Source organism: Pseudomonas sp. G11, assembly GCF_029457515.1.
In the GTDB taxonomy this organism is placed as follows: Bacteria; Pseudomonadota; Gammaproteobacteria; order Pseudomonadales; family Pseudomonadaceae; genus Aquipseudomonas; species Aquipseudomonas gorinensis.
In genome coordinates, this window is sequence record NZ_CP120377.1 from 3638442 (window position 1) to 3663956 (window position 25515).

General features: G+C 62.0%; 18 protein-coding genes and 1 pseudogene. 2 read left to right on the top strand and 17 right to left on the bottom strand.

Translation table 11 applies throughout. The annotated features are described in order from the left end of the window. Positions 1-113 precede the first annotated feature (113 nt). From P2T68_RS16655 to P2T68_RS16710, 12 genes and pseudogenes are all read right to left on the bottom strand, one after another. Positions 114-713: an SAM-dependent methyltransferase gene (locus P2T68_RS16655; protein WP_069076278.1), complete on the bottom strand. Its 600-nt coding sequence runs from the start codon at positions 711-713 to the stop codon at positions 114-116. Further along, entirely contained in the window at positions 710-1468 is a 759-nt protein-coding gene (locus tag P2T68_RS16660; RefSeq protein WP_024075747.1) for a PIG-L family deacetylase, read from the bottom strand. The genes P2T68_RS16655 and P2T68_RS16660 overlap by 4 nt, the downstream gene beginning before the upstream one ends. Next, complete coding sequence (locus P2T68_RS16665; protein WP_069076279.1) at positions 1465-2463, bottom strand: acyl-CoA dehydrogenase family protein; 999 nt, start codon at positions 2461-2463, stop codon at positions 1465-1467. The genes P2T68_RS16660 and P2T68_RS16665 overlap by 4 nt, the downstream gene beginning before the upstream one ends. 1 nt (position 2464) lies before the next feature. Further along, positions 2465-4624 (bottom strand): glycogen debranching protein GlgX, encoded by a 2160-nt coding sequence (gene glgX / locus P2T68_RS16670; protein ID WP_024075745.1) that lies wholly within the window; start codon positions 4622-4624, stop codon positions 2465-2467. A 129-nt stretch (positions 4625-4753) separates the two neighbouring features. Continuing rightward, the gene (locus P2T68_RS16675) at positions 4754-5023 is read right to left on the bottom strand and encodes a DUF2934 domain-containing protein (protein ID WP_024075744.1); all 270 of its coding nucleotides are present in this window, start codon (positions 5021-5023) and stop codon (positions 4754-4756) included. Between the two features lie 24 nt (positions 5024-5047). Beyond that, a complete protein-coding gene (locus P2T68_RS16680; RefSeq protein ID WP_277379618.1) occupies positions 5048-7816 on the bottom strand; it encodes a malto-oligosyltrehalose synthase in 2769 nt (922 codons plus the stop codon). Beyond that, positions 7813-9897, bottom strand: coding sequence for a 4-alpha-glucanotransferase (gene malQ / locus P2T68_RS16685; RefSeq protein ID WP_069076281.1), 2085 nt, complete (start codon positions 9895-9897; stop codon positions 7813-7815). The genes P2T68_RS16680 and malQ overlap by 4 nt, the downstream gene beginning before the upstream one ends. Further along, a complete protein-coding gene (treZ, locus tag P2T68_RS16690; protein WP_277379619.1) occupies positions 9894-11639 on the bottom strand; it encodes a malto-oligosyltrehalose trehalohydrolase in 1746 nt (581 codons plus the stop codon). The genes malQ and treZ overlap by 4 nt, the downstream gene beginning before the upstream one ends. Before the next feature lie 19 nt (positions 11640-11658). After that, complete coding sequence (gene glgA / locus P2T68_RS16695; protein WP_024075740.1) at positions 11659-13215, bottom strand: glycogen synthase GlgA; 1557 nt, start codon at positions 13213-13215, stop codon at positions 11659-11661. Between the two features lie 502 nt (positions 13216-13717). After that, positions 13718-14671 (bottom strand): D-2-hydroxyacid dehydrogenase family protein, encoded by a 954-nt coding sequence (locus P2T68_RS16700; RefSeq protein ID WP_024075739.1) that lies wholly within the window; start codon positions 14669-14671, stop codon positions 13718-13720. A gap of 26 nt (positions 14672-14697) precedes the next feature. Next, positions 14698-14981: pseudogene (locus P2T68_RS16705) on the bottom strand (alpha/beta hydrolase); the annotation flags it as partial. Positions 14982-15010: 29 nt separating this feature from the next. After that, positions 15011-18085 (bottom strand): hypothetical protein, encoded by a 3075-nt coding sequence (locus tag P2T68_RS16710; protein ID WP_277379620.1) that lies wholly within the window; start codon positions 18083-18085, stop codon positions 15011-15013. Positions 18086-18314: 229 nt separating this feature from the next. Here P2T68_RS16710 and P2T68_RS16715 point away from each other — a divergent pair, with 229 nt between their 5' ends. Continuing rightward, positions 18315-19781, top strand: coding sequence for a hypothetical protein (locus tag P2T68_RS16715; protein WP_277379621.1), 1467 nt, complete (start codon positions 18315-18317; stop codon positions 19779-19781). On the opposite strand, the gene P2T68_RS16720 is transcribed toward P2T68_RS16715, so the two are convergent. The 5 genes from P2T68_RS16720 to P2T68_RS16740 form a co-directional block, all read right to left on the bottom strand. Beyond that, positions 19782-20213, bottom strand: a complete 432-nt coding sequence (locus P2T68_RS16720; RefSeq protein WP_024075735.1) for a YqaA family protein — start codon at positions 20211-20213, stop codon at positions 19782-19784. A 3-nt stretch (positions 20214-20216) separates the two neighbouring features. Then, positions 20217-20663 (bottom strand): DUF411 domain-containing protein, encoded by a 447-nt coding sequence (locus tag P2T68_RS16725; protein WP_024075734.1) that lies wholly within the window; start codon positions 20661-20663, stop codon positions 20217-20219. Positions 20664-20773: 110 nt separating this feature from the next. Further along, positions 20774-21229, bottom strand: a complete 456-nt coding sequence (locus tag P2T68_RS16730) for an SRPBCC family protein (protein WP_277379622.1) — start codon at positions 21227-21229, stop codon at positions 20774-20776. 90 nt (positions 21230-21319) lie between these two features. Next, positions 21320-23314, bottom strand: a complete 1995-nt coding sequence (locus P2T68_RS16735; protein ID WP_069076285.1) for a methyl-accepting chemotaxis protein — start codon at positions 23312-23314, stop codon at positions 21320-21322. Between the two features lie 143 nt (positions 23315-23457). Next, entirely contained in the window at positions 23458-24453 is a 996-nt protein-coding gene (locus P2T68_RS16740; protein ID WP_277379623.1) for an aldo/keto reductase, read from the bottom strand. Between the two features lie 117 nt (positions 24454-24570). Between P2T68_RS16740 and P2T68_RS16745 the strand changes: the two genes are divergently transcribed. Then, positions 24571-25482, top strand: coding sequence for a LysR family transcriptional regulator (locus P2T68_RS16745; protein WP_168232950.1), 912 nt, complete (start codon positions 24571-24573; stop codon positions 25480-25482). The last annotated feature ends 33 nt before the right edge of the window (positions 25483-25515 follow it).

Sequence of the window (25515 nt, forward strand, 5' to 3'; positions counted from 1 at the left end):
TTCGCCGCAGGCTCCGCCGCGACGATTGCTCGGCCCTCCAACCCTGGAGTGCCGGCAAGGCTTCCTCAGCATAGTCAAGGATCGATGGTTTTCACATCGAGTCACCCCGTTTTTTAACGCAGCCCCTCCAGGGTCGCCACCGAATGGCCTTCACGGCTCCACAGGTCGAGCAGGAAATCCTCTTCGTGGTGTTGAACCACAGAGCGCATCGCCAGGCGTTCATGGAGCAGGGCATGTACCTGTTCGGCGGTCTGCGGGCAACCCTCGATCCGCGGGCGCCAGTGGCAGGCGAGCAACTGGCCGTCGTCGGTAAGGCTGGCGAGGGCGCGCTCGATCAGGCGGCCCAGGTCGTCGGCATCGAGGTAATAGCACAGTTCGCTCAGCACAATCAGCTCGAAGCGGCCGCCGGGCCATTGCTCCGGCAGGCGGCTTTGCTCGACGTGGGCGTGGGCAAAGCCCATCAGGCGGGTCTTGGCCAGTGCCACGGCGGCGCTGGCGGTATCGCAGCACACCAGGCGATCGCAACGCGGCGCCAGTTCGGCACTCAATTCGCCATTGGCGCAGCCGGGTTCAAAGATCGAGGCGTAACGTGGGCGGGTCAACACGGCCAGGGTCAGCGCGCGTTTGCGCCGTTCATACCAGCGCTGTCGGAAGGCCCATGGGTCATCGTTGTCGGCAAATAACTGATCGAAATACGGCGTAGCCACGCTCATACAAACACCACTTCAAAGGGTTGCAGCAAACGTTCCACCACATAGGGCGCCAACACCGGTGGCAGGCCGATATGTGGGTCGCCCTCCAGTTGGCTGGCAAACGCATGGATAGCATGGCGCTTGCGCGCCACCACCTCGGGCGCCAGGGGCAGTTTGCGCGCACGGTGCCAGGGCACCTGGCTGTCTTCGGGGGTTGCCCAGTGCCAGGTCCACACGGGCAGTTCGAACAGGCTCGCCCCCACGGCCAAGGCGGCCTTGGCGCTGGCGCGGCCGACCGCTTCATGGTCGCAATGGCCGTCCTCGCGCCAGGTGGTGAACACCACATCGTTGGGCTTGAGATAGCGCTGGATGAACGCGGCGAGCGCGGCTTCCTGTGCGGCGACCCGGCTGTCGTCAAAGCCCGCGCGCAACCATTTCAAGCGGTGCAGCGGCACGCCAAGGCGGTGCAGGGCCTGGGCCGATTCCTGCGGGCGCACCACGCTCAGCCGTTCCGCCGGCCAGCGTCGCGAGCCAGGGTGACTGGCACGGCCATCGGTGACTGAGATCAGTTGGATCGGCCGGCCCAGCGCGGCCAGGCCCTGCAGCAGGCCTCCGCAGCCGAGCACCTCATCGTCCGGGTGCGGCGCAATGATCACGGCGCGATGGCCCTCGGGCACCAGTTGCTCAACGCTGATCAGGGGCAACTGCGCCATATGGGGCGAGGCCTGCCACTGATGCAGCGGGGTGCCTTGGCCCACAATGGGATTGGGTTTCATAACTGCCACCTCCCTGGGGCGCCGCCCGCCACCTGCTCGCCGAGGGCGGCCAGGTCGCGTTCGGCATGACTTTGACGCACAAACACCGGTAAATCCGCCATCAGCTGGGCGAAGTGCGGGTCCTTGCAATAGGGCCCGGCACCGGTCGCGCGACCGACGTGGCGCATCACCTGCTCAACCGTATCCTCGAGGGCGGCGCGCACTTGCTGGGCCAGTTGTCGGGCGTCGGCCTGCGGTTGCCGGTCGATCTGTGCGGCGCTGGCCCGCAGTACGCAGGCTGCGCTGTTCAACGCGCTGTCGACCGCACCCAGGTGGGCCAGGGCATGGGGCTCTGGGCGTTTGCTGCACTGCGCGCGCAGCACTTCGGCCAGGCGCTGTGCGGCGCCATACCAGCACGCGGCAATACCGATGCCACCGTGCCAAAAACCCGGGCGCGCCAGGTAGTCGCCCGGTGCGCCGACGGCGATGCCCAGGGCATTGTCGAAAAGGATCTCGACACTGCCCGTGGCCGCCATCCCCACGGCGTTCCAGCCCTCATCAGTCACGGTGATGCCTGGCTGATGCATCTGCACCGCGACCAACTGCTGGCGATCCTGTTCATTCCAAGCGGTGAGCAGCCCATGGCTGACCACCGCCGCGCCGGAGCACCAGGCTTTACGCCCCTCAAGGATCAAGCGCGAGCCATCGCGGCGCACGCGGACCTTGGCCGTCGGCGGTTCGGCTGCCCACATGCCCCAAGTACTGCCCAAGGGCGGCAAGGGGCTGCGCAGTTCAGCGATAATTGCCAGGGCATCGGTATGGCCTTCGAACAACTTGCACAGGCGCAAGTCATGCCCGGCTACCTGCGCCAGGCCGCTGAGGCGCTCCAGGGTCTGGCCGCTGCCGGGCAACGGCAACTGATCCAGGCCTTCTGCCTGAAGCGCCTTCAGGGCGGCGCCGAGGGCCTGCGTGTCCGCATAGCCTGGGTAGCCTTGAAGGAATCCATGCAAGGCCATGTCACACCTCGTCGTCACGCTGCAATTCAAACAGCAACAGCGAACGGCCGGTGACCGCGTATTCATGTTCGAACTCAAAGCGCTCCTGGCCGCGTACCGCTGGCTGGTTGGTATCCAGCATGCAGGTCCAGAACTCACCTTGCGGCACCGGCGGCAGGCGGAAATTGACCATGTCGTGATGGGCATTGACCACCAGCAACAAGGTGGCATCGGCGCCCGCGCGGCGAATCCCGGTTTCCTGGGCGCGACCATCCATCAACATGCCCAGGCAGCGACCATGGCTGTCTTCCCATTGCTCGGTCGTCATCTCGTTGCCATCCGGTGACAGCCAGGTGACGTCCTTCACGCCGATATCTTCGTTGTAGTCGCCCACCAGGAAGCGACCCCGACGCAGGATCGGATAAGCCATTCGCAGCTTGATCAGGCGTTTGACGAACTTGAGCAGCGCCTTGCCGTCGTCGTCCAGGTCCCAGTTGACCCAGCCGATTTCGCTGTCCTGGCAATAGGCGTTGTTATTGCCGTGCTGGGTGCGGGCGAACTCGTCCCCGGCCACCAGCATCGGCGTGCCTTGGGCCAGCAGCAGCGTGGCGAAGAAGTTGCGCATCTGGCGCAGGCGCAGTGCGTTGATTTCAGGGTCGTCGGTGGGGCCTTCGACGCCGTGGTTCCAGGACAGGTTGTTGCTGGTGCCGTCCTGGTTGTTTTCGTCGTTGTCTTCGTTGTGCTTGTCGTTGTAGGAGACCAGGTCGTGCAAGGTGAAACCGTCATGGGCGGTGATGAAGTTCACCGAGCTGTACGGGCGACGGCCGCGATGGTTGAACATCTCGCCGGAGGCGGTCATGCGCCCGGCAAAATCTGCAAGCTGGCCGTCGTCACCTTTCCAGAAGGCACGCACAGTGTCGCGGAAACGGTCGTTCCATTCCACCCAGCCTGGCGGGAAGTTACCCACCTGGTAGCCGCCGGGGCCGCAGTCCCAGGGTTCGGCGATAAGTTTCAACTGGCGCAGGACCGGGTCCTGGCGACAGGCGACGAGGAAACTGTGGCGCTCGTCGAAGCCGTCACGGTAGCGGCCGAGGATGGTCGCCAGGTCGAAGCGGAAACCGTCGACGTGCATTTCGTTGGCCCAATAACGCAGCGAGTCGGTCACCATCTGCAGGACGCACGGGTGGCTCAGGTCGAGGGTGTTGCCCGTGCCGGAGTCGTTGATATAGAAGCGCTTGTCGTCGGGCATCAGGCGATAGTAAGAGGCGTTGTCGATGCCGCGCATGGACAGGGTCGGGCCGCGCTCATTGCCTTCGGCGGTGTGGTTGTAGACCACGTCGAGGATCACTTCCAGCTTGGCTTCGTGCAGGTGCGCGACCATCTCCTTGAACTCGGCGATCTTGCCGCTGGCCAAGTAGCGTGGGTCGGGGGCGAAGAACGCGATGCTGTTGTAGCCCCAGTAGTTGGTCATGCCTTTTTCCAGCAAGTGCTGGTCGTTGACAAAGGCGTGCACGGGCAGCAGCTCGACCGAGGAAATGCCCAACTGACGGATATGCTTGAGCACGTCATCTTCCATCAGGCCGGCGCAGGTACCGCGCACCGACTCGCCCACCGATGGGTGGCGCATGCTGATGCCACGCAGGTGGGTTTCATAAATGATCGTACGGTCCCAGGGCACACGCACAGGCTGGTCGTTGCCCCAGGTGTGCGCCGGGTCGATGACTTTGCATTTGGGCACGAAGGGGGCGCTGTCGCGTTCGTCGAAACTGAGGTCGTCGTCCGGGTGGCCGATGGTGTAGCCGAACAGCGCCTCGGACCATTTGAGTTCGCCCACCAGCTGTTTGGCATAGGGGTCGATCAGCAATTTGTGGTGGTTGAAACGATGGCCGTTGGCCGGGTCATACGCACCGTACACACGGTAGCCGTAAATCAGCCCGGGGTGGGCGTCGGGCAGATAGCCGTGGAAGATTTCGTCGGTGTATTCAGGCAGTTCGATGCGTTCGATTTCGACTTCGCCGGTATCGTCGAACAGGCACAGCTCGACTTTGGTGGCGTTGGCCGAGAACAGGGCAAAGTTGACACCCAGGCCGTCCCAGGTCGCGCCCAGGGGGAAGGGCAAACCTTCGCGGATCCGCGATGGCTCGTGGGCCGGGGCCGCTTGGTGGTTATCGGCTTTGCTCATTGTGTTGCTCCTGCAAGGGTCTTTTTTCGGGCCGAACGCGGCCGTGCTGACATGGTTCAGCTGACAATCGGGAAAGTGAAATGACCACCTGCCGACCGTATCGGCAGGTGGCTCATGAGGTCACGAGGCTTAAGGCTTGGGCTTTTTTGGCGCCGCCGGCTTTTTTGCCGCCGGGGGTGCCGGTTTGCTTGGGGCCGCTGCCGCAGGCTTGGCTTTCGCCGCTGGCTTGGGCGCGGTCTTGGGCTTGGCGGCCGGCTTGGGTTTGCTCGGCGTCAGCGCTTCGGCCTCTGCCAGCTTGCGCGCCATCTCCCAGTGGCGTGCATCTTGACCGTGGGGCTTGCCCTCGGACTCCCAGATTTGATGCGCCAATTCGCGAATGCGTTTGTCTTCAGTACTCATCACAATGCTCCTCACAGAAAATTTTCAGCTTTCTTGATCATCAGGATTGATAAAGACATTGACCGGGAAATCCCCCAGCGCAGTGCTGATCAACAGCTCCTTGTCTGGTGTGACTGCGACTGTATGAAAAAGTCCCTTCCAGTTTTCGGTTGGCGCGGCGAACGGTAATTTCACCCGTGTATCGCCCCAAACCCGCGCATTGATCTGGGGGTGCACACCCTTTTCAAGCAGGCGATGGGGCCAGCGTGGCACCACCACCAGCACGCGTTTGCCCTGGTGCTCGCGGCAAAATGCAACCACGTGTTCGGCGTGTTGGCCCACCACATCCAGGGGCGTGTAGCGGCCCTGATGAAACACCTCGGGGTGGGCCTTGCGCAAGGCCAGCGCCTGGGCGATCACCGCCTGTTTGACCCGCCCGTCACGCCAGTTGAACAGCAACTCGCCGAGGTCGAGTGGTGCATTCAGCGCACGTTGCCGCGCGTTGAAATCCACCGGGCGACGGTTGTCCGGGTCCACCAGGCTGAAGTCCCAGAACTCATCACCCTGGTACAGGTCCGGTACCCCAGGCACGGTAAGGCGAAGCAAGGATTGCGCCAGCCCATTGACCGCGCCGGCAGGTGCGATGGCCTGGGCGGCACTGGCGATGGCGGTGCGCAGGGGCAGGCCGTCGTCGCTGAGCAGCAGGCGCGAAAGGAACGCTTCTACCCCTTGTTCGTAGGTGTCGTTGGGGGCGCTCCAACTGCTTTGCAGCTTGGCTTCGCGCAAGGCTTTCTGTTGCCACTGCCACAGGCGCTGTTGATAGGCCTGGAGCGCTTCACGGTCGTCCAGATGCAGGTCCAAAGGCCAACTGCCGAGCAACACTTGATAGAGGATCAGCTCATCACCGGCCGACGGGCTACTGGTGTCATTGCGCAACGGCGCCGCGAGGGTGCGCCAGTGCTCCACCTGTCCGGCATACCACGGTGCGCATTCGCTCAGTACCGCGAGGCGTGCGCGGCTGTCTTCACCGCGCTTGTGGTCGTGGGTGGCAGTGGCCAGCAGGTTGTCGGGGAACGTCTGCAGCCGCTGTTGGTTGACGCGGTGGAAGTCTGTCACGGGGGCGCTGAACTGCTCGGTACTGAAGCCCACATCGTTGCGCGACAACAATACCGCCGAGCGATAGAACGCGGTGTCTTCCACGGCCTTGGCGGCCGCCGGCGAGGTCAGTTGCTGGAAGCGCACGCAGGCGTGCTTGAGTATCTTGCGCTCGCGACCGACGGGGCGGTCGCGCCAGGGTTGCCCGCCCAGCCATTTTTCCAGGTGATCGAGCACCGGCCAGTCGCCCTCGCTCAAGGTGCTGCGCGCACCGGCCAGGGCCTGCTGGAAAAAGACGTCGTCGCGCTCGCTGCGGCCTCGGGCGCTGATATAGGTGCGGTACACCGGGAAGTGCACGATCAGCTCCTGCAAGGCGCGGCGAATGGCGCCCAGGGTCAGGTCGCGGGTCATCACATCGTCACGGGCCACTTGCAACAGGGCCTGGGCCACGCTTTCAAAGTCGCCGCCCAGGGAGCCATTGAGAATCTGCTGACGCGCCAGCCGAGCCTCTTCGATAAAGGCTGAGGGCCGTTCGCTGTGTCGGGTCCACAGCTCGGCCAGCGGTTCGAAGCCCTGCGGGTCGTGTTGCAGCAGCGACAGTTGGTTCATGAATTCGTAGCCGGTGGTGCCGTCCACCTGCCAGTCTTCGCGCAGGGTTTCGCCTTCGCCGAGGATTTTTTCCACGAAGATCGGCAGATGGCGCTGTGGCGACAGTGAATCGACACGCCGGCGCAATTTGCGGCAATACCCGCGCGGATCGGCCAGGCCGTCGATATGGTCGATGCGCAGGCCGTCCACCAGGCCCTCGCTGATCAGCTCGAAGATCTTGCCGTGGGTGGCTTCGAACACCGCGCTGCGTTCCACGCGCAGGCCGCCCAGTTCGTTGACGTCGAAGAAACGCCGCCAGTTGATATCGTCGGCCGCGGTGCGCCAGCTGGCCAGGCGGTAGGCTTGTTGTTCGAGCAGGTGATGCAGGCGCTGGAAACCGTCGGGTTGGCGCCCATCGAATTCGCCCAGGCGGTGTTCGATGGCCTCGCGTACGGCGCCGTGGGTAGCACGCTCGACCAGTGCCTGCTTGAGCCAGGCGGCTTCGGCGTAGGCGTCGTCCTGATAGGCGAGGGCGCTGAAGCGGTCGGCGAGGGGCTTGAGCAGTTCATCAGTGCCGAGGATCGCCGCGTAATCCCGTGGGCAGACCGGAAAGCGATGCTCGTAGTGTTCGACGTAGAACGTGCCATGGGCGGCGTCAAAATGCAGGGTCAGGGTGCCGGTTTGCAGGGCTTCGCCGTAGTCGCTGCCAAGAAACGGCATGAGCAATTGGCCCTTGAGCAGCGGGTCGGGGGAGTGCCACTGGATGTCGAAGAACTCGCTGTAGGGGCTCAGGCGGCCCCATTCCAGCAGGTCGAGCCACCACGGGTTGTCGGCGCCACCGACGGCCATGTGGTTGGAGACGATGTCGAGGATCAGCCCCATCTTATGTTCACGCAGTGCGGCGACCAGCCGGCGCAATGCCGCTTCGCCGCCCAGTTCCGGGTTGACGCGGGTGGGGTCGACCACGTCATAGCCGTGCATCGAGCCGGCGCGGGCGGCGAGCAGCGGCGAGGCGTACAGGTGGCTGATACCCAATTGGGCAAAATACGGCACCAGTGGCACCGCGTCGTCCAGGGTGAAACCTTTATGGAATTGCAGGCGCTGGGTTGCGCGCAGGGGCAGTACGTTCATCGGTCACGCTCATAGGCTTGGTTGCGCGCGACGGCCAGCAGTTCGAGGCGGCGGGCGGCGCCGGCATTGTCGAGCAGGCTGGAGGCTTCGCCGGGCAAGCGACGGCGCCAATTCGGGTGGGTATCGGTGGTGCCGGGCAGGTTGGCTTGTTCTTCAAGGCCCAGCGCATCTTCCAGCGGCAGCAACACCAGCGGTGCGCGGGTATGCCCCAGGTAGCGCACACTGGCGTCGATCATGTGGTCGGTCTCATTGCGGATTTCATCGATGAAATTCTGCGGGTCCTGGCTCAGGGCCTGGCGCAACGCCTGGCGCTCACGCAGGCGGTGCTCGCGCCATTGCTCCACAGTGGGGGCGTCGATCAGGCCCAGTTGGACGTTCCAGTCGATATCGCGGCTGTGCCACCAGCCATTGAGGGTCGGCAAGTCGTGGGTGCTGGTGGTGGCCAGCGCGTTGTCCGGCCAGTCGAGGATCGGCTTGAACTGGCCATCGTGGCCTTGTTCGAACAACAGCACGCGCATGCCCAGGATCGAACGGCCAATGAGTTTTTCACGCAGGCCGTCGGGCACGGTGCCGAGGTCCTCACCGAGCACGATGGCCTGGTGGCGGTGGGATTCCAGGGCGAGCAAGCGCAGCAGGTCGTCCACCGGGTAATACAGGTAGGCGCCTTCGCGAGGCGAGGCGTCCATGGGAATCACCCACAGGCGTTGCAGGCCCATCACATGGTCGATGCGCAAGCCGCCGGCATGCGCAAAGTTGGCCCGCAGCATTTCGATAAAGGCCCGGAAGCCGTTGCGCTTGAGGCCTTCGGGGGAAAATGCGGAAATCCCCCAGCCTTGCCCGGCGCGGTTGAGAATGTCGGGCGGCGCACCCACGGTAAGGTCGGCGAGCAACTCATCCTGGCGACTCCAGGCCTGGCTGCCACCGCCGTCGGCGCCTACGGCCAGGTCGGCGATCAACCCGACACCCATGCCGCTGCCACGTGCCGCCTGTTGCGCGCGCTCCAGGCAACGGGCGATCAGCCATTGGCTGAACGCATAAAAGCCGATATCGGCCGCGTGCTCTTCAGCGAAATGCACCAGTGCCGGGCTCTGTGGCGAACGCCATTCCTGCGGCCAGTGGCGCCAGTCGAGTGATTCGCCCGCGGCCGCGCGTACGGCCTGCACCGCTTCGAAGCGGCAATGGTTTTCCAGGGCTTCACCGCCAGCCTGGCGGAAGCTCAGGAAGTCGGCGTGTTGCGGGTGGTGGCCGTGGCGGAAGTCTTCATACAAGGCACGCAACAGGCGCTGCTTGGCCTTGGCGGCGGCCGGCCAATCGATCAGGGTGTGTTGTTCCAGGGCGTGCAGTTCCTCCGCCAGGCCGCAGGCCTCAATGGCGTTACGGACTTCACGTTCGCCGAGGACGCAGCCAGGCGATGCATACAGGCTGTTGAGAAATAACCGGCTCGAGGGCGAGTACGGGCTATAGCGCTCGGGGTCGGCACTGAACATCGCATGCATCGGGCTGATGGCCAAGGCATCGGCGCCGCGTTCGGCGGCCGAACGGGCCAGGTGTTCCAGGGCCAGGGTGTCGCCAAAGCCACCGTCGCCGAGGCGGCGCAAAGAATACAATTGGGCACTCAGGCCCCAGGCGCGGGCGGTGGCGGTGTCGACTGCTTCGGCGACGCTGTAGCAGTGAGTGGGGGCCACCGCGAGGGTGAAGGTCTGGTCGTCGATATGCACCTGGTGATAGCCGAGGGCGATCACGCCGGGCAACACGGCGTGGCTGTCCAGGCGCAGTTGCAGGGTTTCGCCGTCTTCCAGGTGGACGCGGCAGGGGGTGTCGGGCGCAAAGAAATGCCCGAGGTCCAAGCCATCGCCGCTGTCGACGGTCATCAGGGGTGGCAAGTGTTTGTCTTGTTGCACCTGCTCCAATTCAAGCAGGCTGGCATCGACCTGGGCATCGTTGTCGGCCGGGTGACCCAGGCCTTTTAATACCGCGCGCAAGGCGTCGGCTGTCACGCGTTGCGGGCGGCCGTTGGCGTCGATCCAATCGACGGCCAACCCCGCTCGGCTGGCGAGTATTTCCAGGTTCGCTTCACTCAAAGGTGCTCTCCAACAGGGGATAAGGTGACGCGCGCGCTGAAGGGCGCCAGGTGCGGGCCTTCATGGGCGGGCGTTTGGAACAGAAGCTGCGGCGGCGCGGGGCAATCGAGGGGCGCACGGCTCAGGTTCAGATCGATCTGTAACAGGCTGCCATTGCCCAGGCGCCAGCGCGCGCTGACGGCGCCGTCTGCCAGCACGTGCGCGCCCAAGGCCACGCTGCCCGGCAGGTGCGGCACGATATGCCGGTGGCGCAGGCTCAGCAGCTGGCGGTAGAAGTGGGCGTGTTCGTTTTCCACCAGGTTCGGCGCCGATTGCACAAAGGTGGGCAGCGCGTTGGGATCTGGGATGTGTTCGCGCCGTTCGGGGTCCTTGAACGCGGCGAAATCGGCGAATTCATTGCGCCGGCCCTCACGCACCGCTTCGGCCAGTTCGCCATGGTGGTCGGTGAAAAACAGGAACGGCTCGCTCGCGTTGACTTCATCGCCCATGAACATCAGCGGGATCATCGGTGACATCAGCAACAAGGTCGTGGCGGCCTGCAACGCCTGCGGCGAGCACAGTTGATGCAAGCGTTCGCCCAAGGCGCGATTGCCGATCTGGTCATGGTTCTGCAAGAACGCCACGAAGGCCGTGGGTGGCAAGTCGCCACTGGGTTCGCCGCGCTCATGGCCGTGGCGGGTGGTGTGGCCTTGGTAGATAAAGCCTTCGCTGAGACAACGCGCCAGTTTGGCGGTGGGCTCCTGGGCAAAGTCGCTGTAATAGGCGTCGGTTTCGCCGGTCAGCAACACATGCAACACATTATGAAAGTCATCATTCCATTGCGCGTCGAAATCGTGCTTCAACAGGTGGGCCTGGTTGAGCTCGTTTTCCAGCACCATCCACACATGCCGGCCGGTGTCCACCTGTTGGCGCACGCGGTGGGCCAGCTCCTGCAGGAAACCGGGGTTGTCGATGGCGTGTACCGCGTCCAGGCGCAGGCCGTCGAAGCGGTATTCGAGCAGCCACATCAGCGCGTTATCGAGGAAAAAATCCCGCACTTCGCGGCGATTGAAATCGATACCCGCGCCCCAAGGTGTGTGCACATCCTGCTGGAAGAAGCCCTTGGCGTACTGGCCCAGGTAATTGCCGTCAGGGCCGAAGTGGTTGTAAACCACGTCGAGGATCACCGCCAGGCCATGTTCATGGGCGCTGTCGATCAGGTGCTTGAGCTGTTCGGGGGAGCCGTAGGCGGCGTGCGGCGCATACGGCAGCACCCCGTCATAGCCCCAATTGCGCTCGCCGGGAAATTGCGCCAGAGGCATCAATTCGATTGCGGTGACGCCCAGCTCGGCCAGGCGTGGCAGGTGTTTCTCGACACCGGCGTACCCACCCATCGCGCCGACGTGCAGTTCGTAGATCACCGCTTCATGCCAGGGGCGGCCTTGCCACTGGCTGTGTCGCCATGGGTAGGCGAGCGGGTCGACCACCAGGCTCCAACCGTGCACGTCCGAGGCTTGCGCCCTGGACGCAGGGTCGGGAACATCCATTTCGCCATCGATGTTGTAGCGGTAGCGCGTGCCCGCCGGGCACTGGATCTCTATCTCGAACCAGCCCTCTGCCTGAGGCAACATGGCGAGGGACCGGCCGTCTTCCAATTCAATGCTGACATAAAACGCGTCTGGCGCCCACAAGGCAAAACGCGTGTGTTGCGCGTCCAACATGATTGCGCCGTGGGGCCAGGTTTCCAAAGTCCGTAACGGCATCTATGAAGACCTCCCTTGATTATTTAGTGGTTTTCCCCAGAGCCTTGGCCACCAGTTGTTCGTAGAGTTCGGCGTAGGGTTCTACCGCCTGGCACCAGTTGAAGGGTTGGGTCATGGCGCGGCTGCGCATGGCATTGAGCAGGCCTTTGTTGGCGAACACCCTGAACGCACGGCTCAGCGCTTCCTCATAGCTTTGCACCGTGGACTCATTGAACAGGAACCCGGTGACGCCATTCTCGATGGTGTCCGCCAGGCCGCCGGTATTGCGTGCCACCGGCAGCGAGCCGAAGCGTTGGGCGTACATCTGGCTGAGGCCGCAAGGCTCATAGCGTGAAGGCATCAGCAGGAAATCGCTGCCGGCGAACATGCGGCGCGCATCGGTCTCGTTGAAGCCGATACGCACGCCGACTTGGCCAGGGAAGCGCAGCGCCAGCTCACGCATGGCTTGTTCTTCCTCCGGCTCCCCGCGCCCGATAATCGCGATCTGGCCGCCGTGCTCGACGATAAAGCTGGCCACTGCTTCGGTGAGGTCCAGACCTTTCTGGTAGACCAGGCGCGAGACCACGGCAAAGAGCGGGCCGGTGGAGTCATGCAGGCCGAACAGCTCACGCACGTGGGCAGCGTTGATTGCCTTGCCTTCCCAGTCACCGATATTGAAGTTGTGGGTCAGGTGCGTGTCGGTGGAGGTTTCCCAGCTTTCATCGATGCCGTTGGGAATACCACTGAGCAAGCCTTGCTGGGTCTTGGCGGCGAGGAAGCCGTCGAGGCCGCAGCCAAATTCCGGGGTGGTGATTTCCTGGGCGTAGGTGGCGCTCACCGTGGTGATATGGCTGGAGTACGCCATGCCGGCCTTGAGGAACGACATCTTGCCGTAGAACTCCATGCCTTCCTGTTGCAGGGCATGGGGGGGAATGCCCAGTTCCGGGGTCGAGGCCAGGCTGACCACGCCTTGATAGGCCAGGTTATGAATGGTGAACAGCGTTGGCGTGCGTGACCCACGCCAGTGCATATAGGCCGGGGCCAGGCCAGCTGGCCAGTCGTGGGCGTGCACCAGGTCCGGGCACCAGTGGATCTGGGCGAGGTTGGCGGCCATGTCGGCGGCGGCCAGGCCCAGGCGGGCAAAGCGGATATGGTTGTCGGGCCAGTCACGGCCGTTGTTGGCGCCGTAGGGCGTGCCTTCGCGCTCGTAGAGCTCGGGGCAGATCAGCACGTAGATGACGAGGCCATCCTTGAGGTCCATGCGCCCGATCTTGCACGGCGGCAACGCGGCGTGGCCGCCGAGTTCGCCGATGATATGGATCGGGTTGTCGCTTTCCATCACCTGCGGGTAGCCCGGGATCAGCACCCGTACATCGTGCAGGTGCGCCATGGCGCGGGGCAGGGCGGCGGAAACGTCGCCCAGGCCTCCGGTTTTGACCAGGTCGGCGAATTCAGAGGTGACGAACAAGACTTTCTTTCGGTTCGGGTTCTGACTCACGATCGGCCGCACAGTGTTGGGCAGGTCGGCCAACGAGGTGGGCCCCCCTGCCGGCTTACTAAAACGCTCTCCCTGAGTCTCTACAGCGGCACTGATCATAATTCTCTCCCACGTGTTGGTCGGCTAATGGCCCGCTGCCACTAGCTCCGAAGACCGCATCCTGCGGCCAGGCGCACAAGCGTTATACAAACTGGCAAGGCTTATGCCAGATGCACGGTCAGCTGAAATAGATTGGATGGACGGGCATCGGCTGTGAACTGCGTGCGCTCGCGCCACCTTAAAACTGGACCTACGGCAGAGTTGTAAAGTTTCGATTTTTTGCGGGGTTTTTGTTTTGGAACGGACCCATCAGTCATGAGTCTAGGACAGATCCCAGAGCCTGTAGGGTTTATGTGGGAATTTTGTAGGACAAAAACTTGTAACGAGGGTTGTGGCGAGCAGGCTTGCCCTGCGCTGGCGTGCGAAGCGCTCCCAAACGGTTTTGGCGGCTTGCACCCCGTTGCCAGTTTTCAGGGCCGTTTCGCGCCCCACCGCGGGGCAAGCCTGCTCTTCACAGAGAGGGTATTCCCATCATGAGTGCAGGCCGCCCCTTATTGGTGCGTCAGCCGAGTAGGCGAATGGGCGCTCCGTCAGCCCAAGCCTGGATGCTTTCGATCATCTGCTGATAAAACTGCCGGTAGTTCTGCTCACTCACATACCCCACGTGGGGCGTGGCCAATACGTTGGGCAAGTGGCGGAACGGGTGATCGACCGGCAACGGCTCTTCGGCATACACATCCAGCGCAGCGCCTGCCAGGCGACCAGCGGTCAAGGCCTGCACCAGCGCCTGCTCATCCACGATAGGCCCGCGCGCGGTGTTCACCAGCCGTGCGCTTGGTTTCATCCAGCCCAGCGCCTGCGCATCCACCAACCCGCGACTGCGTTCGCTGAGCACCAGGTGAATGGTCAGGATGTCGGCCTGTTCGAACAGTTCGCGCTTGCTGACCCAGGTCACCCCGGCTTCGGCGGCGCGCTGCGGCGTAAGGTTTTCACTCCAGGCGATCACCCGCATGCCGAACACCTTGGCGAACTGTGCGACTTTCTGGCCGATGCTGCCCAGGCCGAGGATACCCAGGGTCTTGCCGTACAGGTCGCCGCCCAGGCCCACTTGCCAGTGGCCGGCGCGCAGGGCATTGGCTTCCGCGAGCAGGTTGCGGGTGGAGGCCATGATCAGCGCCCAGGTCAGTTCCGGCGCGGCGTGCTTGTAGCTGTCGGTGCCACATACCTGGATGCCCAGGGCCTTCGCGGCCGCAATGTCGATGGCGGCATTGCGCATGCCGCCGGTCACCAGCAGCTTGAGGTTCGGCAGGCCTTGCAGCAGGGGTTGATCGAAGGTCGAGCGTTCGCGCATTACGCAAATCACCTCGAAGCCTTTCAGGCGCTCGATCATCGTGGTGGTTTGCGCCGGATAATCGTGCAGGAAGTGCACCTGGCCGACGGTGTCCAGGACCGACCAGTCCACCACGCCTTGGGCCACATTCTGCCAATCATCAATGACTGCAATCTGTACCGACATTCACGAGTGCCTCGAAAAAGGTTGGATTAAAGGGCGCTCAGGCCCTGCAACAGTGCGGTGTGAAACTGGGCCGGTTCTTGCGTTTTCGGTGCATGGCCTAACCCCGGGAATTCCACCAGGGTTGCATGGGGAATACCGGCGGCCCGAGGTCTTTGCCGATGGCGGTGGTGGCGGACGTGCCGATCAGCAGCAGGGTTGCCATCCGCAGGTTCTTGAACGCGTAATACACTGGCCGGGTGAGGATCATGTCGCAAATCGACGCCGAGTTCCATGCCACCAGCATATGGCAGGGGCGGTCGCTCAGGCCGGCATATCACGCTCGTCCCGTTTGGCCGCACGTCATGGCTGCAGACACCAGGCCCATGTGTATGTATTTCTGTTGATACACCGCACGATATCCGGCCTCATGGAATCCCAAAACACGCCCGTGAGGAAGTCGCAGCCCTCTTCAACCCCCAGCCAGTAATATGAGTCATACGGAACGGGTAATGGCGAACCGTATACGGTCCGCATAAACGATATGCCATCGGCATAATAGATACCTACAGCGCCAGGTAATGATTTGCGCCAGGCGACGGCCTGGCTCCAATTCATTCCTGCACGATTTTCACGCAGTTGCCATACGTTGCTGACCTCTACACGGTATGACGCGGTATTGCCTGCCCTGTCTTCTACATCGATATAGGTGCTTCCGTTAGCCATGCCCCTGACCTTGCCGTCGTTTAAGTTGACCGTCGCGATACCTGGGTTTCTTGAACGGTATGAGTAAGGAGGCGAGCCCCCTTCTGCCTCGCGTATCTGGGCATTGCCCGGGTATTCCTGGCCGTTTCGTGGCCAGCCGGGAGCGACGATGGCTCGCCCGTTCAAAATCATGGTCGAGTTGCCAATAGTCAACGGCGGCGCTTTTAAAACGGAGTAGATCACCGGTGGAAACACGATCGCATCCGCCCGTTCTGGGCTGGTGCTGAACGCGGCCGAGAACTCCATCGTCAGCGTCGAAGCGTGGTCCAATTCATTGAGGTAAGTGGCCAGGATCGGATGTTCGTAGCGACCCTGGTTTATCCAGTCGCCATTGACACGATCACCCCCGCTGCCGTTTAGGAGGGTGATCGGGTAATTCACGCCGTTCTTTTTGCCTGTCAACGTCAGCCAAACCGGCCAGAACTCGGTAATAAAGTGCCAGGTGCCAATATGGGCGGTCGCCCCGTCAATCACTTTTGCCAGGTCGAGTATTTGGGTTTGTTGATCTGCTTCGTTGATACGGATGATGGTTTTCTGCAATTCATCCAACGGAATAGGCAGCACCTTCACGGTCAATATCTGAGAGTCCGGCGACGGTTCACCCCTGCGGGTGACCACGTACTTGAACGTCATGAACTGATCGCTATTGCCTATGTTGGCCGCAATGGCCTGCCGGGGGATGTCGAACACGACCTCTCCCGCTAATTCGTTGCCGAATTTGGCCGGGATGTCCGGCGAGCCTTGCCCTTGCCTACCGAGCATGGACACTTTGATGGAGTCGGTGTCGAGCATCCCCACGTAGCGCACCACCAGGTCGCTGCCATTCAGCGCATCCAGCGGCGCCAGCGTGGCCCTGCCTGGCCCGGTGATCGTGGCTCGGACCAAGTCCGGTGGTGGCAGGTCCATCAGGCCTCGGGCAATCAGCACGGACGTGATTTCGGAGTAACGCGTCGGTTCAAGCCCCCGCTTGAGGGTGTAGGAAACAATTACGTCCTGATCAAGGTTGCGTTCGACAAAGACGTACGGCACCACGAACTCAGCGAGTTCGCCATCCCGGTGGACATCGTAGTCGACTTGGGTGCTGGCCAGCGGGCCTGTCCACCACAAGATCATCTGGTCGCCTGCGCGCGTGCTGGCGAAGGGGGCAATGACTTTGGCGCCATTCTTTACATCGTCCGGGTCCAGTTGAGCGCCCGATGCCTTTTCGATTTTGGGTGGGGGCATATCGCGTTTGGGCTCGCCCACTTGATAGGTTTCGCTCAGTGAGTCCTGCCCGGTGCGCAGAAGGGTGTAGAACACCTGCACGCGCAACCCGTCAAACCGCTTGATATCTTCACCCGGTACGGTGAACGAGAGCACGCCCTTGTCATTCGGGATGCTGTCAAACCGTTTGCTCTGCTTGTACTCAGTCGTGATGTTGGGGTTGCTGACCAACAGCGTGATCTGGATGAGGTCGTCGGGTCGCCAGGTGTCCTGTTCACGAAAGCTGACGGTGGCGTTGGCAGGGCCTGGGGGGATAATGTCGCCTACCGCCTCTACCACCCAGGGGGCGGGCCATTTCAGCGCTTCACCGATAACCGACAGGAACAGATTGTGCGAGCGCTTGGTCGGCTGCCCGTTACCCTCCAGCAAGTAGTGAACGGTTGCGCTGCCACTGGCAATGGCCTTGACCAAGGCATTCGGTACGTCGAAATAGTAAGTCCTGCCCCCAGGTAACACCTGATCGTCAATATGGGGTACAGAGCCATTTTCATTGGTCCCGGCCCAAATCAGAAAGACGCGCTCGTAGATCCGGGCATTGGCGGCTGAGACATAGAGCCCGATTCTTACGTGTTGATTGCCCAACTGAGCCAAGTCGATGGTGGGGGCCGTATCGGGAAAATCCAACCAGGGAGGGTCCAAACGATCATTGCGCAGGTACACCGATATCCAGGTTATGACCGACCACAGAGCCCTTGGGTCGGGACCATTGCCGGTGGGGCCTATCACTTGGAAAGCGACTGGCAATTGCTCGCTGTCGCCGACATCGGTAATCGTCGGGTACTCCACGGTGAGCTTGATATCAGACCCGACGTCAGCGGGTTGCACTCGGTACTCTATGATCACGTTGCCCCAGGCCAGCCGAAGTAGATCATAGGGCGCCATATTCTCCCAGTGTCGGAACGTTATCTGAACACCGAGCTTGGCACGGTCATCATTGATACCGTCAATTTCTACATCGGGCGGCAGCACCAGGACCAGTTTTCGATTGCCGGGCTGGGTGGGTTCCGGCGCGATGCCTCCTGGACGACGCAGATTGACGCGCAACCGCAACGGCATGGTTTCCGAAGGGTTCCCACTGAGACGGATGACCCTGACCTGTACCGGGTCGGCCCACGACTCGCGAATGAAATTTTGGGAGATCGTAAAGGGGATACGGGTCAGGTTTTCGTCGCCGTCGCGAATCTGGTTGAACGCCACCGCGACGCCTGCCCAGTAAAACTCAAAGCTGGTGCCTTTGGGCGTTGAAGGCGGACGGGCAATATGCACCACCAGGGGAATCTCGGTATGCCGAATGCCGATGCCACCATCGGCCCGCTCGTGGTCGCCTACGATAGGGGGTTGCAAGAGCCCAATCTCGACCGGTGGCAGATCGGGTACAAACGGATTGACCGGTGCAGGGTGCTTGATCATGAGGATTTCCTCGCAGGCGTATGGCGAAATTGAACCTCTGCGCGAGGACCGCTGACTACTGTCAACTCTGACAGGTGGCGACGAATGGAACGAGAAGCGGCCGGTGTTGAGACCACTGGTCGTTACCTGTCAACTCTGACAGTAGCCATGCCCCACCCATCATTGTTTGATAACACCAACCGCTCAATAGCGTCGCTTGAGTGTTCGCTTGATCAGTCGGAGAGAATCCATGGACATTGCCCTGCCCCCCCAATCACCCCGCCAACCCAGGCAACTCGATCGCCTCAATATTCCGGGTATGAAGCAAAACGTCATTGGCTATGACGGGGGCGTTGGCCTCTGGTTGCTGACGTATGGCTTGACGGTGGTGGTGGACAGGAACTGGCTGGCAAGCCCGGGCGATGTGATCAATATCGTGCGCATGCCCGATATGCTGCAATTGGCAACCCTGATGCTCAAGGAGGGCGATGAGGCGGCCAACCATTATTTCTTCAGCATTGAACACAAGAACCTTCCTGATGGTGAGGTGCGGCTGGGGTACGTGGTGCATTTCAAAGAGGGAGGCGAGGCCGCTTCCTACACCTTGAGCGTGTTGGTGAAGACTGACCTGCCGGGTGGAAGAAACAATAATCCACCGTTCCCTGGCGTAGGGCATTCAGAGCTCAAGTTCACCCTGTCGACCACGATTATTGACCCTCCGGATGCCATACGCGGGGTAACGGTGACAGTTGCCCCCTATCCGAACATGCATGCCCGGGACATGATCCATTTCTCTTGGGCAAGCGTGCTTATCATCCAACAAGTGGCGGGGGTTGGCCGCGAAACCGTGTTCAACATCAGTCGTGACCAACTGATGGAAGGGGGCGACGGCACCGACCTGTTGGTAGGGTTTTTACTGGTGGACCAGGTAGGCAACACATCGACGGACAGGTCCGCAGATACCAAGGTGCAGGTGAACCTGGATAGTACGCGGCTAGAGGGCCCGGCCATTATCACCGATGGCCCCGTTGACACTATCGATATAGAGCGACTCAATGGCGAGGACCTGCTCATCGAGATGCACAACTCTGCAGCCATCGCCCCGGCGGGAAGTCTGTACGACATAGACTTCCGGTCCTACCCGCCCAACGGGGGTGTGATTGTGCATCGTGATTTTGAACGGGTCATCACGGCTGGCAGGACGGTCACGCACAATGTCCCATATGGTGTGGTGCGTGCCGCTGCAGGCGGCCGGGTGGAAATCAAGTATGTGCTGAGGAAGCAGAATCCTGCCGTCGATCTGTATTCGAGAATCACCGTTGCGAAGGTATTCGGCTCGATTGTCAGGCTTGAGGCGCCTTATTTTGCCGAATACCCCGGCCATACGGTGCATCCTATTCCCAACTCCGCGCTGGTGAGTATTCCCTATTACCCATGGCGTCAAGCGCAGGATAAATTGACCCTGATCATGCGCTATGTCCGTGGATTGAATGATGTGGTGGTGTTCAGCGAGTCGAAGCTGGTCGGCGACTCGTGGCCAGAAGGCGCCCCCGTGCAGCGTTTGATCTACCGCCAGGACCTTGAACGATTCGACGGGTACAAACCGTACCTCTATTACGTCGTGGAGCCGCGAATTGTTGAGGGTTCTACGCCGGAGTTGAATGAATCGTTGCGCCAGTTGGTACAGATTGGCCTGCCGGTCAGCGCCGACAGATGACTATGTCCAAGGCCCCGTCAGATAGGCTACGAGGCCATAGCGCGCTGTTTTGGCGATAGAGACCATAAGCAAGAAGCGCCACAGGGGTTCGCGCATCACCCCGGCCACCAAGGTCAGGGGGTCGCCTATGATCGGCACCCAACTGAGCAATAACGTCCAGTGCCCCCAACGCGCGTAATGGCCGCGGGCCTTGTCCAGTTGCCGGGCACTCACCGGGAACCAGCGTCGCGCCTTGAAGTGATCCACCCAGCGGCCCAACAGCCAATTGACCAGCGATCCCAGCACATTGCCCAAGGTGGCGATGCCCAGCAACCACCACAAGCTGTACTGGCCGCTGAGCAGCAAGCCCACCAGCACGGCTTCCGATTGCAGCGGCAGCAGGGTCGCGGCACCAAAGGCCGCGACGAACAGCCCGAGGTAACCGACCAACACCGATCAGTGCGCCGGATACTCGGCGACCACGACATCCTGGCCGTCACGCGTCAGGCCAATGACCTGATAGGCCTCGGCTTGACCGTCCACTTCCATCCCCGGCGACCCCATGGGCATGCCCGGTGCGGCGATGCCCAGCAGGTCGTCGCGCTTGCGCAACGCCAACACCTGTTCGGCGGGGACATGACCCTCGACGAATTTGCCGTCGATGACCGCGGTATGGCAGGAACCCAGGCGCGGGGCGACGCCCAGGCGTTGCTTGACCGCGCTCATGTTGGTTTCGACGTGGTCATTGACCTTGAAACCGTTATTTTCCAGGTGGCTGATCCATTTTTTGCAGCAGCCGCAATTAGCGTCGCGGTGTACGTCGATGGGTATCAAGTCGGCGGCTTGGGCCAGGGCGGTGGTGAACAGGGCTGACAGCAGGGCCAGGCGCAAAGGGGTTTTCATGGAAGGTCTCGTCAGCAGGAGGTGGCCATTGGGATGGTGGCGATCATGACCACGTCATCGCGGGCAAGCCAGCGCCGCCGGTGCGCGACGCCAGTGGTAATGTTTCAAAATTATACGAAGTCGGGATTTTCCAGCCGGTGCTTGAGCTGGTCCAGCGCGATCGTGGACAGCTCGATCATGCGTTCATGCAAGCTCGCCAGTTGCAACTCCGTCTCATAGGTCAACACGCGCTTGAACAGCGTGCCGCCGTTATAGGGTTGCAAGACGTAGTGTAGGGAGCCGTCGACAGCCAGGGAGGTGAACACGGTCTTGAACTCCCCAGGCTTGTGCGCGATCTGCACGCGATAACTCATGGGAACCCGTACACCCAGCAGGTCGATGACCTCGGTGAAACGCGCGCCGGCGGGGAGTGAGCCGCTGGTGCCGGTCTCGGCACCAAGGGAGGTGGGGTGCCATTCGTGCCATCGATCCGGTTGGGTCACATAGTCATAGACGGCGTCGATAGGGGCCAGGATAAAACGTTCCTGACTGATCCGCTCCAGGCGAATCGACTGCTCAGCGCGCATGGCACACCTCCTGTGTGGCGAAACTATGCACCGTGAGCTGTCAGAATAGTCCCACTCCCGCGTATTGCACGGGAGTGTTTCATCCATTTATCAGCGCACCTTGAATCGGCTCATCAACGCAATCACCCGACCGTTCGCATCCAGCAGGCTTTGTGTATTGGTTTCAGTGGCATGGCCGCTTTGTACCAGCTCTTCGACCATATGTCGGATCTGCACCATGCTGCGGTTGATCTCTTCGGTCACTGCGCTCTGTTGCTCGGCGGCCGTGGCGATCTGGGTACTGAGGTTGTTGATATGGCTGACCGAGCCAGCCATCTCATCCAGGCCGCTGTTCACCCGTGCGGTAGCGTCCGCCGCCGACTGGCAGCTGGCCTGGGTGTTTTCCATGGCCGCCACGGACGAACTCACGCCCGTGGTCAGGCGCGCGAGCATCTCATTGATCTGCGAGGTGCTGGCCTGGGTCCGCGCCGCCAACGCACGCACTTCGTCCGCCACCACCGCAAACCCACGGCCTTGCTCGCCGGCACGCGCGGCTTCGATCGCCGCGTTGAGTGCCAACAGGTTGGTCTGGCCGGCAATCGCGCCAATGACCCCGAGGGTTTCAGTGATGCGCGCGGCGTCCTGGCGCATGTTTTCCACGGTGTGGGTGGCACTGGCGACTTCACCGATCAACGCACTGACGCTGGTAGAGGCTTCACCCACGACCACACGGGAGCGGTCGGCGTGCTCATTGGCGCGCTGGGTGAATGCAGCGGTTTCGGCGGCGTTGTGCGCCACCGTGTCGGCGGTGGAGCTCATTTCGGTGATCGCGGTGACGGTCTGGTCGGTCTCCGAGGCATGCCGCACCAGGATACTGTTGGTCTGCGCCGAGGTTTGCTGCAATTGCGCCAGGCCAGACGACATGGCCCCGGTGGCCAGGGTCACTTCGCCGATCATGTTTTGCAGGTAGACGATAAAGCGGTTGACCGAGTGGCCGATGGCGCCGAGTTCGTCTTCGGCGCGGATGGTGATGCGTCGCGTGAGGTCGGCGTCGCCGGCGGAGAGTGCGTCGATGTTGCTTTTCAGCGTTTTCATGCGCTGGACCAACTGGCGAATCGCATAGGCCGCCAGCAGCACCAGCAGCAGTACCATGGGAATTTGCAGCAGCGCCAGGGTGCCGAGCACGTCATCGCGCTGGGCGGTGATCAGCGAGGTGGGCAGGGCGGTCGCGAGGAACCATGGCGTGCCTTCGATCGGGCGCATGTAGAAGGTGCTGGCCACGCCCTGGTTGTCGAACTCGCTGCGTTGCAACTTCTGGTCACGCTGGCCAAGGGCTTTGCTGATCATGGCGGCGAACGCCGAGGTGCCGCTCAGTTCGCTGATGTTCTTCAGCACCACCGGGCTGTTGATACGTGTGCTGTTGCTGATGATCTTGCCGTCGCCTTCGACGATCAGCATTTGCCCGCCGATGTCTTTTTCCTTGCTCGCCACCAGGTCGTTGAAGAAACCCAGGGTCACGTCGATAGTGGCAACGCCATACGCCGCGCCATCACGCTGGATGGCCATGGCGCAGTTGGTGCGCGGCTCCTGGCTGGCGTCGTCCTTGTAGGCCGCGGCCCAGGCACATTGCCCGCGTGGCGCGGCGAGGCCGCCCTTGTACCAGCTCTGGTCGTAGTAGTTGGGCGCCGGGTCGCTGTTCCAGAAGGTGTTCACGGCCAGCTTGCCCGACGCATCACGGTGCCAGAAGGTGCTGTGCTTGTTGCGCCCGGGCGTGCGCTGGTTGGGCAGCGGCCAGATACCACCGCCGAACACTTTCAGCTCGCCATACTGGTCCACCAGGCCTGGCAGGACCTTGTCGATGGCATCGCTGTCGAGCAGGGGGATGGTTTGGGTGATGGTGCGTTGCTGGGCCTGGACTTTGTTCAACTCGCCCTGGATCTGTACCGCAACCTCGGCGATGCGATTGAGTACGACCTGCTCTTCAGTCTGGCGCAGGGTGGGCGCGACCAATTGGCCGATGCCCACGACGGTCAACACCAATAGCATCAGGACGAACAGCACCAGGAACACGGTGTAGCGAGCTTGGATGGAGCGCAGTGGGGGCATGGGGGTCGTCCTTACGAAGCGTTTATTGTCGACGCGGCTTTGTTAGAGCTTCGTAGGGCTATCGGCTTGGCGCGCAATAGCTTTAGGTACGATGGTGCAAGGAAGGGGAGCCCCTTTATAAAAGGGCTCCCTGCCAGGGCTCGTCAGATATCCAGCATTGCCATGACTTCCTTGGGGTAGCGCAGGCCAGCTGTGGCGTCGGCAGGGAAGATGGCGTCCAACGCCGCCAGTTCGGCCGGGGGGAGGGTGATCGATACAGCCGCTACGTTCTGTTCCAGGTATCTGCGCTGCTTGGTCCCGGGGATTGGGATGATGAAGTCACCTTGCGCGAGCACCCAGGCCAAGGCCAATTGCCCGGCGGTGACGCCTTTGTCAGCCGCCAGGCGTTGTACCTGTTTCACCAACTGCAGGTTTTTCGCAAAGTTATCGCCCTGGAAACGTGGGCTGAGACGGCGATAGTCATCGGCGCCGAAATCGTCCGGGCTTTGCAGGGCGCCGGTGAGAAAGCCCCGGCCCAACGGACTGTAGGGCACGAAGGCAATGCCCAGGCGTTGGCAGGCGGCCAGGCAGCCGTTGTCTTCCTGGTCGCGGCTCCACAAGGAATATTCGCTTTGCAGCGCGCTGATCGGATGCACCTTGTGGGCGCGTTCCAAGGTGGCAGCGGACGCTTCGCTCAGGCCCAGGTAACGCACCTTGCCTTGCTTGACCAGCTCGGCCATGGCGCCGACGGTTTCTTCGATAGCGACCTCAGGGTCAATGCGGTGCTGGTAATACAGGTCCAGTGTCTCTATGCCCAGCCGCCGCAACGTGCCGTCGATGGCCTCGCGGATGTACTCGGGACGCCCATTGACGCCGCGCCGCGCCGGGTTCGTCGGGTCGCGCACGATGCCGAATTTGCTCGCCAGGAACACTTGCTCGCGTTTGCCGGCAATCGCCTGGCCGATCAGTTGTTCATTGGTGTGCGGGCCGTACATGTCGGCGGTGTCGAGGAAGTTGACCCCCAGTTCCAGCGCGCGATGCAGGGTGGCCGTGGCCTCGGTGGTATCGGTGTCGGGGGTGTAGAAGTCGGTCATGCCCATGCAGCCGAGGCCGATGGCAGAAACACGTGGGCCGTTTTTACCGAGTTGACGAGTGTGCATGGGTGCAGCTCCTGTTGAGGTAGGCGCCTATTGTTACCCTCGACAAAACCGGGATAAACCGGCTAAAAGCACTATCACTATTCGTAAAATCTAAATAATCCATAGAGGTGGCGAGATTTGGACCGTTTCAACGCAATGCGCGTGTTTACCCGGATTGTCGAGTTGGGCGGGTTCGCCAAGGCGGCCGACAGCCTGCAACTGCCACGCGCGTCGGTGACGATCCTGATCAAGCAACTGGAAGCGCACCTGGGCGTGCAGTTGTTGCAGCGCACGACGCGTCAGGTCAGTCCGACCCTGGATGGCACGGCGTATTACCAGCGTTGCGTGCAATTGCTGACAGACCTGGAGGAAACCGAAGCGGTGTTTTCTACCCGCAGCCAGAACCCGCGCGGCACCCTGAGCATTGATATGCCGTCGGGTATCGGGCGCCTTATCGTGATCCCCGCGTTGCCGACGTTCACCTCGCGTTACCCGCAGATTGAACTGGAGATCAGCCTTAATGACCGCCCGGTGGACCTGATACGCGAAGGTGTGGATTGCGTGCTGCGCGGTGGCCCGGCCCTGGACGAATCACTGGTGGCCAGGCCGCTGGCAATGATGGACCAACTGACCTTGGCCAGCCCCGGGTACCTGGAGCGTATGGGGGTGCCCCAAACCCTGGACGACCTGGCCCGGCATCAGATGGTTGAGTATGTGTCCAGCGCCAGCGGCAAACGCTTCGGGCTGGAATTCGCATTAGCGAACGAGTTGCGGAGCGTCAACCTGGCCAAGACTGTCGCGGTGAACAGTTCAGACGGCTATTTCTCTGCTTGCGAAGCCGGATACGGGTTGATCCAGGCCCCCCATTATCATGCGATGCAGCAACTGGCCCGGGGGACGCTGGTGGAAGTGCTGCCACACCTGCCAGTCCCGACAATGGCCCTGACGGCGCTGTACCCGCCGCACCGCCAGTTATCACGGCGGGTGCGGGTGTTTGTCGATTGGCTGGTGGAACTGTGCGCGCGGCCCGGCAGTGGGTTACAGCGTTAGGGGCGGGCGCCTGCAAAACCGTCCCATTTATTA

Coding starts and splice junctions, on each gene's coding strand:
- P2T68_RS16655 (WP_069076278.1), bottom strand. CDS start 713: ATGAGCGTGGCTACGCCGTATTTCGATCAGTTATTTGCCGACAACGAT.
- P2T68_RS16660 (WP_024075747.1), bottom strand. CDS start 1,468: ATGAAACCCAATCCCATTGTGGGCCAAGGCACCCCGCTGCATCAGTGG.
- P2T68_RS16665 (WP_069076279.1), bottom strand. CDS start 2,463: ATGGCCTTGCATGGATTCCTTCAAGGCTACCCAGGCTATGCGGACACG.
- glgX (WP_024075745.1), bottom strand. CDS start 4,624: ATGAGCAAAGCCGATAACCACCAAGCGGCCCCGGCCCACGAGCCATCG.
- P2T68_RS16675 (WP_024075744.1), bottom strand. CDS start 5,023: ATGAGTACTGAAGACAAACGCATTCGCGAATTGGCGCATCAAATCTGG.
- P2T68_RS16680 (WP_277379618.1), bottom strand. CDS start 7,816: ATGAACGTACTGCCCCTGCGCGCAACCCAGCGCCTGCAATTCCATAAA.
- treZ (WP_277379619.1), bottom strand. CDS start 11,639: ATGCCGTTACGGACTTTGGAAACCTGGCCCCACGGCGCAATCATGTTG.
- glgA (WP_024075740.1), bottom strand. CDS start 13,215: ATGATCAGTGCCGCTGTAGAGACTCAGGGAGAGCGTTTTAGTAAGCCG.
- P2T68_RS16700 (WP_024075739.1), bottom strand. CDS start 14,671: ATGTCGGTACAGATTGCAGTCATTGATGATTGGCAGAATGTGGCCCAA.
- P2T68_RS16710 (WP_277379620.1), bottom strand. CDS start 18,085: ATGATCAAGCACCCTGCACCGGTCAATCCGTTTGTACCCGATCTGCCA.
- P2T68_RS16715 (WP_277379621.1), top strand. CDS start 18,315: ATGGACATTGCCCTGCCCCCCCAATCACCCCGCCAACCCAGGCAACTC.
- P2T68_RS16725 (WP_024075734.1), bottom strand. CDS start 20,663: ATGAAAACCCCTTTGCGCCTGGCCCTGCTGTCAGCCCTGTTCACCACC.
- P2T68_RS16730 (WP_277379622.1), bottom strand. CDS start 21,229: ATGCGCGCTGAGCAGTCGATTCGCCTGGAGCGGATCAGTCAGGAACGT.
- P2T68_RS16735 (WP_069076285.1), bottom strand. CDS start 23,314: ATGCCCCCACTGCGCTCCATCCAAGCTCGCTACACCGTGTTCCTGGTG.
- P2T68_RS16740 (WP_277379623.1), bottom strand. CDS start 24,453: ATGCACACTCGTCAACTCGGTAAAAACGGCCCACGTGTTTCTGCCATC.